10 protein-coding genes are annotated in these 13,924 nt (G+C 74.0%); 5 read left to right on the forward strand and 5 right to left on the reverse strand.

Translation table 11 applies throughout. The features are described 5' to 3' along the window. Positions 1-102 precede the first annotated feature (102 nt). From ACWGKI_RS04470 to ACWGKI_RS04480, 3 genes are all read left to right on the forward strand, one after another. A complete protein-coding gene (locus ACWGKI_RS04470) occupies positions 103-1,353 on the forward strand; it encodes a thiolase family protein (RefSeq protein ID WP_380243678.1) in 1,251 nt (416 codons plus the stop codon). A gap of 3 nt (positions 1,354-1,356) precedes the next feature. Beyond that, the gene (locus tag ACWGKI_RS04475; RefSeq protein ID WP_452185014.1) at positions 1,357-3,540 is read left to right on the forward strand and encodes a 3-hydroxyacyl-CoA dehydrogenase NAD-binding domain-containing protein; all 2,184 of its coding nucleotides are present in this window, start codon (positions 1,357-1,359) and stop codon (positions 3,538-3,540) included. 198 nt (positions 3,541-3,738) lie between these two features. Further along, positions 3,739-4,842 (forward strand): carboxylate-amine ligase, encoded by a 1,104-nt coding sequence (locus tag ACWGKI_RS04480; RefSeq protein WP_380243680.1) that lies wholly within the window; start codon positions 3,739-3,741, stop codon positions 4,840-4,842. A 12-nt stretch (positions 4,843-4,854) separates the two neighbouring features. Here ACWGKI_RS04480 and ACWGKI_RS04485 read toward each other — a convergent pair whose 3' ends face one another. The 5 genes from ACWGKI_RS04485 to dxs form a co-directional block, all read right to left on the reverse strand. Beyond that, on the reverse strand, positions 4,855-5,610 hold the full coding sequence (locus tag ACWGKI_RS04485) for a PIG-L deacetylase family protein (protein ID WP_452185016.1): 756 nt from the start codon (positions 5,608-5,610) through the stop codon (positions 4,855-4,857). Positions 5,611-5,681: 71 nt separating this feature from the next. Continuing rightward, positions 5,682-6,551 carry a pyruvate formate-lyase-activating protein gene (pflA, locus tag ACWGKI_RS04490; RefSeq protein ID WP_452185018.1) on the reverse strand — a complete coding sequence of 290 codons (870 nt, stop codon included), beginning with the start codon at positions 6,549-6,551 and terminating at the stop codon, positions 5,682-5,684. Between the two features lies 1 nt (position 6,552). Next, a complete protein-coding gene (gene pflB / locus ACWGKI_RS04495; protein ID WP_452185020.1) occupies positions 6,553-8,808 on the reverse strand; it encodes a formate C-acetyltransferase in 2,256 nt (751 codons plus the stop codon). A 99-nt stretch (positions 8,809-8,907) separates the two neighbouring features. Continuing rightward, positions 8,908-9,573, reverse strand: coding sequence for an HAD family hydrolase (locus tag ACWGKI_RS04500; RefSeq protein ID WP_380243684.1), 666 nt, complete (start codon positions 9,571-9,573; stop codon positions 8,908-8,910). 67 nt (positions 9,574-9,640) lie between these two features. Next, positions 9,641-11,533 carry a 1-deoxy-D-xylulose-5-phosphate synthase gene (gene dxs / locus ACWGKI_RS04505; protein ID WP_452185023.1) on the reverse strand — a complete coding sequence of 631 codons (1,893 nt, stop codon included), beginning with the start codon at positions 11,531-11,533 and terminating at the stop codon, positions 9,641-9,643. A gap of 194 nt (positions 11,534-11,727) precedes the next feature. On the opposite strand from dxs, the gene guaB1 reads away from it, so the two are divergent. Continuing rightward, positions 11,728-13,176: a GMP reductase gene (guaB1, locus tag ACWGKI_RS04510; protein ID WP_380243686.1), complete on the forward strand. Its 1,449-nt coding sequence runs from the start codon at positions 11,728-11,730 to the stop codon at positions 13,174-13,176. 4 nt (positions 13,177-13,180) lie between these two features. Beyond that, entirely contained in the window at positions 13,181-13,885 is a 705-nt protein-coding gene (locus tag ACWGKI_RS04515; RefSeq protein ID WP_452185025.1) for an NUDIX hydrolase, read from the forward strand. The last annotated feature ends 39 nt before the right edge of the window (positions 13,886-13,924 follow it).

The following is a 13,924-nucleotide window of genomic DNA, read 5'->3' on the forward strand; positions in this document are numbered from 1 at the left end:
GTAGCGTGTACCTCGGTGCCGGCCTCACGCGGGTCGCGCCCCGTGAGCGGCGTCGCTCGTCGGACGCCGAAGTCCCGACCATCGTCAGTGGATGGAGCTGCCATGACCACCCGGAACCCGGCCCGCCGCGCGCTGCGCGACGTCGTCTTCGTCGAAGGCGTGCGGACGCCGTTCGGCAAGGCCCGCCCCGACGGCCTGTACGCCGAGACGCGCGCGGACGACCTCGTCGTCAAGGCGGTGCGCGAGCTGCTGCGCCGCCACCCCGAGCTGCCGGGCGAGCGCGTGGACGAGGTGGCCATCGCCGCCACGACCCAGCAGGGCGACCAGGGCCTCACGCTCGGCCGCACGGTCGGCATGCTCGCCGGCCTGCCGGCCACCGTGCCCGGCTTCGCCATCGACCGCATGTGCGCCGGCGCGATGACGGCCGTCACGACCACCGCGGCCGGCATCGCCACCGGGAGCGCCGACGTCGTGATCGCGGGCGGTGTCGAGCACATGGGCCGGCACCCCATGGGCTTCGACGCCGAGCCGAACCCCCGCTTCCTGTCGGAGCGGCTCGTCGACCCCGAGGCGCTCAACATGGGCGTCACGGCCGAGAACCTGCACGACAAGTTCCCGCACCTCACCAAGGCACGCGCGGACGCCTACGCCGTGAACAGCCAGGCCAAGTACGCCAAGGCCGTGGCGAACGGCGACGTCGGCCCGGAGCTCGTCCCGGTCGCTGTCCGGTCGACCGAGCAGGGCTGGGGCCTCGCGACGGCGGACGAGCTGCCGCGCCCCGGCACCACCGTCGAGGGCATCGCCCACCTCAAGACGCCGTTCCGCCCCGGCGGCCGCGTCACGGCGGGCAACGCCTCGCCGCTCACCGACGGCGCCACGGCCGCCCTGCTGGCGTCCGGCGACACCGCCGCCGAGCTGGGCCTGCCGGTCGCGATGCGCCTGGTGTCCTCCGCGTTCGCCGGCGTCGACCCGTCGATCATGGGCTACGGCCCGGTCCCGGCCACGGAGAAGGCGCTCGCCCAGGCCGGCCTCACCATCGACGACATCGGCCTGTTCGAGATCAACGAGGCCTTCGCCGTGCAGGTGCTGAGCTTCCTCGACCACTACGGCATCGCCGACGACGACGAGCGGGTCAACCCGTACGGCGGCGCCATCGCCATGGGCCACCCGCTGGCCAGCTCGGGCGTGCGCCTCATGATGCAGCTCGCGCACCAGTTCGCGGCCCACCCCGAGGTCCGGTACGGCATCACCACCATGTGCGTCGGCCTCGGCCAGGGCGGCACCGTGATCTGGGAGAACCCGCACCACGCCGACTACTCCGGCCACACCACCGCCACGGACGAGGAGAACTGACCCATGCCCTCGAACACCACCGAGAACTCCGCCGAGCGCGCCACCGAGCGGGCCGCCGGCGGGGTCCGCGCCGAGCGCGTCACCCACTCGCGCGTGCGCGACGTCGAGCTCCCGGGCGGGGCGGGCACCCTCGCGCTCGTCACCCTCGACAACGGCCTCGACCACACCAAGCCCAGCACCCTGGGCCCCCAGGGCATGGCCGAGCTCACGGCGGCGCTCACCGCGCTGCGGGAGCAGGCCGGCCGCGGCGAGATCGCCGCCGTCGCCGTCACGGGCAAGCCGTACTTCCTGGCGGCGGGCGCAGACCTGCTGCAGGTCTCGACCGTCACCTCGCACGACCAGGCGCTCGAGCTGGGGCGCTCCGGCCACGCCGCCTACGAGCTGCTGCACACCATGGGCGTGCCGACCTTCGCGTTCGTCAACGGCCTCGCCCTCGGCGGCGGCCTGGAGGTCGCGCTCAACTGCGACTACCGCACCGTCTCCTCTGACGCCCCTGCTCTCGGCCTGCCCGAGACCGGCCTCGGCCTCGTGCCGGGCTGGGGCGGCGCCTACCTCGTGCCCCGCCTGGTCGGCATCGAGAAGGCCGTGGACGTCGTCCTCACCCGCCCGGCGGCGCAGAAGCCCTTCAAGCCCGCCGAGGCGGCGCAGATCGGCCTCGTGGACGAGCTCTTCGAGGCCGCGGACTTCCTCGAGCAGTCGATCCTGTGGGCGTCGCGCGTGGTGCGCGGCGAGATCTCCGTGGAGCGTCGCGAGCTCGACCCGCAGCCGGTGTGGGACGCCGTCGTCGCGGCGACCCGCCAGCGGCTCGACGCCGTCGTCGCCGGCTCGCGGCCGGCGCCGTACCGCGCGCTCGACCTGCTCGCCGCGGCCCGCACCGCGAGCCGCGAGGAGGCCTTCGCGGCCGAGGACCAGGCGCTGGCCGACCTGATCATGTCCGACGAGATGCGCGCGAGCGTGTACGCGTTCCAGCTCGTCTCGGGCGGCAAGAAGCCGGCGGGCGCCCCGGACAAGAGCCTCGCCCGCCCGGTCACCCGGGTCGGCATCGTCGGCGCGGGCCTCATGGCCGCGCAGATCGCCCTGCTCGTCGCGCAGCGCCTCGGCGTGCCCGTGGTCATGCGCGACCTCGACGCCGAGCGCGTCGACAAGGGCCTCGGGTTCGTCCGTGCCACCGTCGAGAAGCTCGTCGGCCGTGGGCGGATGACGCCCGAGGCGGCGGCGCGCATCGTCGCCAGCGTGCACGGCACCACCGACATCGGCGAGCTCGCGTCGTGCGACGTCGTCGTCGAGGCCGTGACCGAGGTCATGGGCCTGAAGAAGAAGGTCTTCGCCGAGCTCGAGGGCATCGTCTCGCCGGAGACGATCCTCGCGACGAACACCTCCGCCCTGTCCGTCACCGAGATGGCCGCCGAACTGGCGCACCCGGAGCGCGTGGTGGGCATCCACTTCTTCAACCCGGTCGCCCAGATGCCGCTGGTCGAGGTCGTGCAGGCGACGGAGACCTCCGACGAGGCCCTCGCCACAGCGTTCGCGATCACGAAGAAGCTGCGCAAGACGGCGGTCCTGGTCGCCGACCGCCCGGGCTTCGTGGTCAACCGCCTGCTCGTGCTCGTCATGGGCAAGGTGGTCGAGGCCATCGAGAACGGCACGTCGGTCGAGGTCGCGGACACCGCCCTCGCGCCGCTGGGCTTCCCGATGCCCACGTTCGAGCTCTTCGACCTCGTCGGACCGGCGGTGGGGCTGCACGTGCTCACGTCGCTGCGCGAGGACCTGGGCGACCGGTTCCCGACCTCCCCCGGCCTCGAGAAGCTCGTGGCCGACGGCACCCGGGTGGTCCTCGACCGCCCGGCGCCGGGCCTGCCGAAGCCGGTCGACCCGGCGATCCAGGCCGTGTTCGGCGAGGCGCTCGAGGCAGGGTCGACGGGCCGGCACGGCACCCCGGTGCTGGACGCCGCCGGCGTGCTCGACGCGGTGCTCACGGCACTGACGGTCGAGGTCGGCCACATGCTCGACGAGGGCGTCGTGCTCGGGCCGCAGCAGATCGACCTCTGCATGATCCTGGGCGCCGGGTGGGGCTTCCACACCGGCGGCATCACGCCCTACCTCGACCGCTCCGGATACTCCGAGAAGGTCCTCGGGCGCCGCATCCTGCCGGACGGCGTCGCGAACGTCCCCGAGGCCGTCGCCTGACGCAGGCCGACAGCACCTGACACCCTCCTCCCTCGGGGCGGGGCCGGGCCACGAGCCCGTCCCCGCCCGACGGCCGGTCCCCACCCGGGGGCCGGCCGTCGGGCGTCCTGGGGGGCGTCAGACGCTGCGCGGGACCGGTGGCCCAGCGGTGGGGCGCGGACAGCGTGGACATGTGAGACTTCCCCGGTGAAGCGGACGATGGGTATCGAAGAGGAGTTCCTCCTGGTGGGCGACGACGGGCGGCCCGTCGCCAAGGCGACGGAGGCCCTCGACGCCTCCGACCAGGCAGAGGACGGCGGCCGACGGCCCGCTGACGAGGTGCCCGGTGGTGACCTCGAGGTCGAGTTCATGGAGGAGCAGATCGAGACCGCGACGCACCCGCGCCGCGAGCTCGCCGACCTCGCGGCGGAGATCCGCGCCGGACGGGCGCGCGCGCAGGCCGCGGCGGACCGGGTGGACGCCCGGGTGGCCGCGCTGGCCACCTCCCCGTGGCCCTTCGAGGGCACGACCGTGGCCCGGCTGCGCTACCTGGAGGCGCGGGCGAGGTTCGGGCTCACCGCCCGCGAACAGCTGACCAGCGGCTGCCACGTGCACGTCGCGGTCGCCGACGACGCGGAGGGCGTGGCCGTGCTCGACCGGATCAGCCCGTGGCTGTCCGTCCTGCTGGCGCTGAGCACCAACTCCCCGTTCTGGCAGGGCGAGGACTCCGGCTTCGCGAGCTACCGCTCCCAGGTCTGGGCGCGCTGGCCCACCTCCGGCCCGACGCGGGCGTTCGGCTCCGCCGAGGCGTACCACGAGGCGGTCGACGGCCTCGTCGCCACGGGCACCATCCTCGACGAGAACATGGTCTACTTCGACGCCCGCCTGTCCGCCCGGTACCCGACGGTGGAGATCCGCGTCGCCGACGTCTGCCTCGACGCCGACACGGCCACCCTGCTGGGCGCGCTCGCCCGGGGGCTCGTGGAGACCGCGGCGCGGGAGGCCGCGGACGGCCTCGCGGCGCCCGTGCTGCGCCCGGAGCTGCTGCGCACGGCCTCCTGGCGGGCCGGCCGCTCGGGCCTCGCGGACGACCTGCTGTCCCCGCACACGTGGCGGCCCGCCGGGGCGCACGACGTCGTCGGACAGCTCGTGGCCCACGTCCGGGACGCGCTGGTCGACGCGGGCGACCTGGACGCGGTCACGGACCTCCTGGGCGCCCTCTGGGCCTCCGGGAACGGCGCGGCGCGGCAGCGCTCCTGGCACGCGGCGGACGGCGACCTGCGCCACGTCGTCGACCGTGCGGTCGCGGTGACGCACGCCTGAGGCGCTGCGTCGTCAGTCCTCCCAGCCCATCCGCAGCACCTCGAACGCCGTGGCGTGCTCGACGCCCAGCGCCGGCCCGGCGGCCCTCGTCATCGTGGCGAGGAACTCCGCCGGGTCGAAGTGCTCCCACCCGAGCCCGTCGAGGTACGCGGCGTGGGCACGCAGGGACGCCACCCCGGCGTCGAACGTCGCTGTGACGTCCACGGCGTGCGCCGCGTCCGGCGACCCGGCCACCCAGACCTGGCGCACGCCTCCCCACGGCTCGAGACCCTCGGCCTCCAGCTGGTCGTGGAAGACCCAGCGGTTGCCGGCGTCGCGCACGGCGTCGACGACGGCCCGCCCGGTGGCGATGTGGTCGGCCTGGTTGAGCATGCCGCCGGGGAACGTCTCGCGGTAGTTGCCGGTGATCACCACCTCGGGGCGGTGTCGCCGGACGGCGCCCGCGATCGCCCGGCGCAGCGGCAGGCCGTACTCGACCACCCCGTCGGCGAAGCCGAGGAACTCGACGTCGTCCACGCCGACGGCCCGCGCGGAGGCGACCTGCTCCCCCTCCCGGACGCCACGCGCCTCGGCGGGGTCCATGCCGTCGATGCCCGCCTCGCCGCTCGTCACCATCGTGTAGACGACGCGCTTGCCCTGCCCCGTCCAGCGCGCGACCGCCGCCGCCGCGCCGAACTCCATGTCGTCCGGGTGCGCCACCACCGCGAGCGCCGTCGTCCAGCTCTCGTCGAGGGGGCGCAGCGGGGTGTCGCCAGGCGTCGTCGTCATGCCCACACGCTAGCGAGGGCGGCTGCCCGCCGCGCCTCGACAGGCACCCGGGCGCCCTCCGCGCCAGCTGGTCAGTAGGTCGTGAGGCCGTGGGACCGGAAGACCTCGCGCACGGCCTCGGTCGCCTCGGGGGTGGGCGGCTGCGTGGCCTCGAGCTCGTAGGCGCGGCCGAGCTCCGCCCACTTGTCGCGGGCCATCTGGTGGAACGGGAGCACCTCGACCCGCTCCACGGTGCCCGGCCGCGCAGCCTCGATGTCGGCGGCGTGCCGGGCGACGGCGGCCACGTTCTCGGGGGCGTCGGTGAGGCCGGGGACGAGCACGAACCGCACCCACACGCGCACGCCGCGCTCGGCGAGCCGGCGGCCGAACCGGAGCGTGGGGGCCAGCGAGCGCCCCGTGACGCGGCGGTAGGTGTCCTCGTCCCCCGCCTTGATGTCCAGGAGCACGAGGTCGGTGTCGTCGAGCATGGCGTCGGTGGCGTTCGCGCCGAGGAAGCCGGAGGTGTCGAGGGTGGTGTGCACCCCGAGCTCCTTGGCGCCGCGCAGCACCCGGGCGGCGAAGGCGGGCTGCATGAGCACCTCGCCGCCCGAGAGGGTGAGGCCGCCCCCGGTCGCGGAGAAGATCCCCCGGTACCGGGCCACGCGGGCCAGCAGCTCCTGCGCCAGGACGGGTTCGCCGTCCTTCATCGCGAGCGTGTCCGGGTTGTGGCAGTACAGGCACCGCAGCGGGCAGCCGCTGAGGAAGACCGTCAGCCGGGTGCCGGGGCCGTCCACGGCGGTCACGAGCTCCCAGGAGTGCACCGAGCCGAGCTCGCCCGAGCGCATCAGCGCCAGGCGGTCGGACCGGTCGACGTCGCTGGGGTCGACGGTCTCGATCCCGCGCAGGCCGGCGCCGGCCCGGCGCCGGGAGGGGGCGTCCAGCAGCACCGGGCCGGCAGTCATGTCAGAGCCCCCCGTGGAAGGTCCGCGACAGCACGTCCAGCTGCTGCTCGCGGGTCAGCCGCACGAAGTTCACCGCGTAGCCGCTGACGCGGATGGTCAGCTGCGGGTACTTCTCCGGGTGCTCCATCGCGTCCTCGAGGGTCTCGCGCACGAGGACGTTGACGTTCATGTGGTAGCCGTCGGCGCCGACGGAGGCGTCGAGCAGGCCGGCGAGGTTGGCGACCTGTTCCTCGCGGGTGCGACCGAGGCCGGACGGGACGACGGTGTTGGTCAGCGAGATGCCGTCCTGCGCCTGGTCGTAGGGCAGCTTGGCGACGGACAGGGCCGAGGCGAGCATGCCGTGAGTGTCCCGGCCGTTCATCGGGTTGGCGCCGGGCGAGAACGGCTCGCCCGCGCGGCGGCCGTCCGGGGTGTTCCCGGTGGCCTTGCCGTAGACCACGTTGGACGTGATGGTCAGCACCGACTGGGTGGGCACGGCGTCGCGGTACGTCCGGTGGCTGCGGATCTTGGCCATGAACGACTCGACGAGCTCGACGGCGATGGCGTCGACCCGGTCGTCGTCGTTGCCGTAGGCGGGGTAGTCGCCGTCGATCTCGTAGTCCACGACGATGCCGCGCTCGTCGGCCACCGGGACCACGGTGGCGTGCCGGATGGCCGACAGGGAGTCCGCCGCGACGGACAGCCCGGCGATGCCGCAGGCCATGGTGCGCAGCACGTCCTTGTCGTGCAGGGCCATCTCGAGCCGCTCGTACGCGTACTTGTCGTGCGACCAGTGGATGCAGTTGAGCGCCTCCACGTACGTCTCGGCGAGCCAGTCCATGGTGCGGTCGAAGCGGGCCCGCACGTCGTCGTAGTCGAGCGGGAGGCCCGGTGTGACGCCGGGGAACGCGGGCGAGACCTGCTTGCCCGTCACCTCGTCCTTGCCGCCGTTGATCGCGTACAGCAGCGCCTTGGCGAGGTTGACGCGCGCGCCGAAGAACTGCATCTGCTTGCCGACGGCCATCGGCGAGACGCAGCAGGCGATGGCGGCGTCGTCGCCCCAGGCCGGGCGGATCTGCTCGTCCGACTCGTACTGCACGGCCGACGTGTCGATCGACACCTTCGCGCAGAAGTCCTTGAAGCCGCGGGGCAGGCGCGGGCTCCAGAAGACGGTCATGTTCGGCTCCGGCGCGGGGCCCAGGTTGTACAGGGTCTGCAGGAAGCGGAACGAGTTCTTGGTGACGAGCGGGCGGCCGTCCTCCCCCATGCCGCCGATGGTCTCGGTGACCCACGTCGGGTCGCCGGAGAACAGGGCGTCGTACTCCGGGGTGCGCAGGAAGCGCACGATGCGCAGCTTGATGACGAAGTCGTCGACGATCTCCTGCGCCTCGGGCTCGGTGAGGCGCCCGGCCTGCAGGTCACGCTCGATGAACACGTCGAGGAAGGTCGACGTGCGCCCGAGGGACATCGCGGCGCCGTTCTGCTCCTTCACCGCGGCGAGGTAGCCGAAGTAGAGCCACTGCACCGCCTCGCGGGCCGTGGTCGCCGGGCCCGAGATGTCGTACCCGTAGGACGCGGCCATCTCCTTGAGCTCGCCGAGCGCGCGGATCTGCTCGGCGTGCTCCTCGCGCTCGCGCGCCACGGACTCGCTGAAGGGCTGGACGTCGAGGCCGAGCTTGTCGACCTTCTTCGCGGCGACCAGCTGGTCGACGCCGTACAGGGCGACGCGGCGGTAGTCGCCGATGATGCGGCCGCGGCCGTAGGCGTCGGGCAGGCCGGTGATGATGTGGGAGCTGCGCGCGGCCCGGACCGACGGCGGGTACACGTCGAAGACGCCCTGGTTGTGGGTCTTGCGGTACTCCGTGAACACCTTCCGCAGGTCTGCGTCGACCGGGTAGCCGTACGTCTCGAGGGCGCCCTCGACCATGCGCCAGCCACCGTTCGGCATGATCGCGCGCTTGAGCGGGGCGTCGGTCTGCAGGCCGACCACCAGCTCCGCGTCGCGGTCGATGTAGCCGGGCCCGTGCGCGGTGATGCCCGCCGGGGTGTGCGGGTCGACGTCGTAGACGCCCTTCTCGCGCTCGACGGGGAACATCGCCGAGAGCTTCTCCCACACGCCGGTGGTGCGCGCCGTCGGCCCCGCGAGGAACCGGTCGTCGCCGGTGTACGGGGTGTAGTTGCGCTGGATGAAGTCCCGGACGTCGATGCCGTCGCACCAGGGTCCGGGTGCGAAGCCGGTCCAGGCGCTGGTCGTGGTGGGTGCCGCGTCGGTGGTCATGTGCCCTCCTTGAGGTATGACCACAGCCTATTCGTGAAAGCCTTCACAAGCGATGCCGAGGAGTGTGACGTCGCAGACACCGCCGGCACCCGCCGAAGGTCAGTCCAGGACCGCGCCGGGCGGAGAGGCCGCGAGCGCGAGCGCCTCCCGGGTGGTGGGGGCGACGACGTCCGGCCGGTCCGGGCCGTCCCACGAGCGGCCGTGCGACACCCACGCCGTGCGGGTGCCCGCCGCCCGGCCCGCCGCGACGTCGGCGTGCCCCGCGTCGCCGACCATCCAGACCTGACGCCTGTCGACACCCACGGCGCCGAGCCGCTCCAACGCGATCTCGAGCAGGCGCGGGTCGGGCTTCGCGACGCCCTCCTCCTCGGAGACGACGATCGCGTCGACGTGCGCCTCGAGGCCGCAGCGCGCGATCTTGCCGCGCTGCTGGGCCGACGTCCCGTTGGTCACGATCGCCACGGGGTGCCCGGCGCCCCGCAGCACGTCGAGCGAGAACAGCACGCCGTCGTAGGCGCGCACACGGTCGAGGATGCCGGCCCGGAACCGCTCGATCGCGGCGGGGACGTCGGCGTCCCAGCCGAGGCGGGCGATCAGGACGCGGGCGAGCGCCTCCTTGGAACCGTGACCCCCCTCGTCGACGGCGAGGACGGCGGCGAGGTCGTCGGGGGTGCCGCCGGCCCCGCGGACCTCCTGCGACGCCCAGGCCTCGAACGCCTCCGCGCGGCCCACCAGGGTGTTGTCGAGGTCGAGCAACCAGATCATGACCGGAGGCTAGCGGCCCGGGCCAGACCCGCGCCTGCCGGTCCCGCCGGGGTCCGTCGCGGCGCGCTCAGTCGCGCGCGAGCGCGGCGAGCGTGTCCCGCACGGCGTCCTCGGCCCGCATGCGCTGCTGGGTGAGGACCTGGTCCCGGCTCGCATGGTCGAGGAACGCGACCGGCAGGCCGACGTGCACGAACGGCGTGCGCACGCCCTGCTCCCCCGCCCGCTGCGCGGTCATGGCGCCGACGCCGCCGTCGACCACGCCGTCCTCGATCGTGAGGACGAGGTCGTGCTCGCCCGCGAGCTTCACCAGCGCCTCGGGCACCGGGAGCACCCACGTGGGCGCGACGACGTCGACGGTCAGCCCGTGGGCGGCCAGCGACTCCCCCGCCGCGAGCGCCGTGCCCACCATGGACCCCACGCCGACCACGAGGACCTTCGTGCCCGCCGCGGCGGCACCCGCGCCCGGCGTGTGCCGCGCGACGACGTCCACGCCGTCGAGCTCCTCGACGGCAGGCACGGGGTCGGACAGCGCGCCCTTGGGGTAGCGCACGACGGTCGGGGCGTCGTCGACGTCCACCGCGGCGCGCAGCGCCGCCCGCAGCGTGGGCTCGTCGCGCGGCGCCGCCAGGCGCAGGCCCGGCACGATCCGCAGCATCGCCATGTCCCACATTCCGTTGTGGCTGGCCCCGTCGTCGCCGGTGACGCCGGCGCGGTCCAGGACGAAGGTCACGCCGGCGCGGTGCAGGGCGACGTCCATGAGCACCTGGTCGAAGGCGCGGTTGAGGAAGGTGGCGTAGACGGCGACCACGGGGTGCAGCCCGGCGAACGCCATGCCGGCCGCCGACGTCGCGGCCTGCTGCTCCGCGATGCCGACGTCGAACGTGCGTGCCGGGAACTCCTGCGCGAACGGGGCGAGGCCCACCGGGTGCAGCATCGCCGCCGTGATCGCGACGACGTCGGGCCGGTCGCGGCCGATCTTCACGATCTCGTCGGCGAAGACCTTCGTCCAGCCGAACCGCGACGGCGCGACGGGCAGGCCGGTCTCCGGGTGGATCTGCCCGACGGCGTGGAAGCGGTCGGCGACGTCCTGCTCGGCCGGGGTGTACCCGCGGCCCTTCTCCGTGATCGCGTGGACGATGACGGGGCCGCCGTAGGCGCGGGCGCGCCGCAGGGCGTGCTCCATGGCCGTGACGTCGTGCCCGTCGACCGGGCCGATGTACTTCAGGCCGAGGTCCTCGAACATGCCCTGCGGCGCGACGACGTCCTTGAGGCCCTTCTTCAGCCCGTGCAGCCAGTCGTAGGCGAAGCGCCCGGGAGCACCGGTGCGGTGCAGGGTGCGCTTGCCCCACGACAGGAACGCCTCGTAGCCGCGGGTGGTGCGCAGCGTGTGCAGGTGGTTCGCGACGCCGCCGATGGTGGGCGAGTAGGACCGGCCGTTGTCGTTGACGACGATCACCAGGCGCCGGTCCTGGGACGCCGCGATGTTGTTGAGGGCCTCCCACGCCATGCCGCCGGTGAGGGCGCCGTCGCCGATGACGGCGGCGACGTGCCTGTCCGGGCGGCCCTGGACGGTGTTGGCCTTGGCGATGCCGTCGGCCCACGACAGGGCCGTCGAGGCGTGCGAGTTCTCGACGACGTCGTGCTCCGACTCGGCGCGCGACGGGTAGCCGGACATGCCGCCGGCCTTGCGCAGCGCCGAGAAGTCCTGCCGCCCCGTGAGGAGCTTGTGCACGTACGCCTGGTGCCCGGTGTCGAACACGAGGGTGTCCCGCGGCGACTCGAAGGCGCGGTGGAGGGCGATCGTCAGCTCGACGACGCCCAGGTTGGGCCCGAGATGGCCACCCGTCCGCGACACCTGGTCGACCAGGAACGCCCGGATCTCCGCCGCGAGCTGTGTCGTCTGCTCCGGCAACAGCCGGCGGACGTCCTCGGGCGAGCCGATGCTGCTCAGCAGGCTCATGCGTTCCTCCCCGTTCATAGCCACACCACTCTAGGCGGTCTGCACCGGTGGTCGGCGCCGCCTCGCGGTCCGTCCCCCGCCACGCGCGGTCGCCGCACGGGGTAGTTTCGACCCTGCCGACGGGAACACGTGACCGCCGGCGAGCGTTCGAGGGACGGACGACCCTCCCTCGGCACACTTCTCAGGGGACACCTGTGCGCTTTCTCGACGGGCAGCAGCCCACCACCGACCTCACCTACGGCGACGTCTTCATGGTCCCGTCCCGCTCGGACGTGACCAGCCGCTTCGACGTCGACCTCGCCTCGGACGACGGCACCGGCACCACGATCCCCGTGGTGGTGGCGAACATGACGGCCGTGGCGGGCCGCCGCATGTCGGAGACGGTCGCGCGCCGCGGCGGCATCGCGATCATCCCGCAGGACATCCCCGTGGACGTCGTCGCCGACGTCGTCGCGGACGTGAAGTCCAAGGACCCGATCATCGAGACGCCCGTGGTCGTGGGGCCGACCGACACCGTGTCCACCGTGCTCACGCTGCTGGGCAAGCGCGCGCACGGTGCCGCGGTCGTCGTCCAGGACGGCAAGCCCGTCGGCGTCGTCACCGAGGGCGACTGCGCCGCCGTGGACCGCTTTGCGCAGGTGCACCAGGTGATGTCGGACGACGTCGTCGCGCTCGACGCCGCCCAGCTGGAGGCCGACGGCCTCGAGGCCACGTTCGAGCGGATGCACGCCGCGAAGATCCACCTGGCCCCCGTGATCCGCGACGGCGTGCTCGCGGGCGTGCTCACCCGCAAGGGCGCCGTCCGCTCCTCCGTGTACCGCCCGGCGCTGGACGCCGCGGGCCGCCTGCGGATCGGCGCGGCGGTCGGCATCAACGGCGACGTCGCGGCCAAGACGCGCGAGCTCCTCGACGCCGGCGTGGACGTGCTGGTCGTCGACACCGCGCACGGGCACCAGTCCAAGATGCTGCAGGCCCTGGAGGCCGTGCGGTCCGTCGACCCGCAGGTGCCGGTCGTCGCGGGCAACGTCGTCACGGCCGACGGGGTGCGCGACCTCGTCGCCGCCGGCGCCGACATCCTCAAGGTGGGCGTGGGCCCGGGCGCGATGTGCACCACCCGCATGCAGACCGCCGTGGGGCGCCCGCAGTTCTCGGCCGTGCTGGAGTGCGCGGCCGCCGCCCGCGAGCTCGGCAAGCACGTGTGGGCCGACGGCGGCGTGCGGCACCCGCGCGACGTCGCGCTCGCGCTGGCCGCGGGGGCGTCGCAGGTGATGGTCGGGTCCTGGTTCGCCGGCACCTACGAGTCGCCGGGCGACCTGCACGACGACGGCACGGGCCGCCTGTACAAGGACTCGTTCGGCATGGCGTCCGCCCGCGCGGTGGCCGCCCGCACCGCCGGGGCGGGCTCCGCCTTCGGCCGGGCGCGCAAGGCGCTGTACGAGGAGGGCATCTCCACCGGGAAGATGTACCTCGACCCGCGCCGACCCGGGGTGGAGGACCTGCTGGACGAGATCACGTCCGGCCTGCGCTCGAGCTGCACCTACGCCGGGGCGCGCACGCTGGCGGAGTTCCACGAGCGCGCGCTGGTGGGCGTGCAGTCCGCAGCGGGCTACGCCGAGGGCATGCCGGTCGCCACGAGCTGGTGACGCGGTGACGACCCCGGGGCACGGCGCCCGCGCCGCCCGCGACCAGCTCGTCGAGCTGGCCGCGGACGGGGCCTTCCTGTCCGACTGGGGCTTGGCGCGGGGCGAGGTCGACGCGGCGTCGGCGCGCCCCGCGGCCGTCCTCGTGCTCTTCGGCGTGCTCGACGACCTGGCGGCGGACCACGACGCGCGAGCCCTCGCCGTCGCGCAGGACCTGGACGTGCTGCTCCTGGAGCGGGCCGCCACCCTGCGCTCGCACGCCGGGCAGGTCGCCTTCCCGGGCGGACGGGCGGAGGACGGCGAGACGCCGGTCGACGCCGCGCTGCGCGAGGCGGTCGAGGAGACGGGCCTCGACACCGGCGGCGTCGAGGTGCTCGGCACCCTCGCGCAGCTCCCCATGCCGGTGAGCAACCACCTCGTCACGCCGGTGCTGGCGTGGTGGGCGCGACCCACCCCCGTCCGCGTGGTCGACGTCGCCGAGTCCGCGCACGTCTTCCGCGCCCCGGTCGCGGACCTGCTCGACCCGGCTCACCGCGTGACGACCGTGCTGCGGCGCGGCGGCCGCACCTGGCGCGGGCCGGGGTTCGAGGTCCTGGACGCCGCCGGAGTGCCCCACCTGGTGTGGGGGTTCACCGCCGGCATCCTCGACGCCGCCTTCCGACGGCTCGGGTGGGCCGAGCCGTGGGACCACCGCCGCGAACGCGAGCTCTGACCTCGCTGTGGGTACGAAAAGGGCGGGAATCCTCGACAG

This window comes from Isoptericola sp. NPDC055881 (assembly GCF_053615895.1).

Excerpts from the sequence above, each read along its gene's own strand:
- ACWGKI_RS04470 (WP_380243678.1), top strand. The coding sequence starts at position 103 with ATGACCACCCGGAACCCGGCCCGCCGCGCGCTGCGCGACGTCGTCTTC.
- ACWGKI_RS04475 (WP_452185014.1), top strand. The coding sequence starts at position 1,357 with ATGCCCTCGAACACCACCGAGAACTCCGCCGAGCGCGCCACCGAGCGG.
- ACWGKI_RS04480 (WP_380243680.1), top strand. The coding sequence starts at position 3,739 with ATGGGTATCGAAGAGGAGTTCCTCCTGGTGGGCGACGACGGGCGGCCC.
- ACWGKI_RS04485 (WP_452185016.1), bottom strand. The coding sequence starts at position 5,610 with ATGACGACGACGCCTGGCGACACCCCGCTGCGCCCCCTCGACGAGAGC.
- pflA (WP_452185018.1), bottom strand. The coding sequence starts at position 6,551 with ATGACTGCCGGCCCGGTGCTGCTGGACGCCCCCTCCCGGCGCCGGGCC.
- pflB (WP_452185020.1), bottom strand. The coding sequence starts at position 8,808 with ATGACCACCGACGCGGCACCCACCACGACCAGCGCCTGGACCGGCTTC.
- ACWGKI_RS04500 (WP_380243684.1), bottom strand. The coding sequence starts at position 9,573 with ATGATCTGGTTGCTCGACCTCGACAACACCCTGGTGGGCCGCGCGGAG.
- dxs (WP_452185023.1), bottom strand. The coding sequence starts at position 11,533 with ATGAGCCTGCTGAGCAGCATCGGCTCGCCCGAGGACGTCCGCCGGCTG.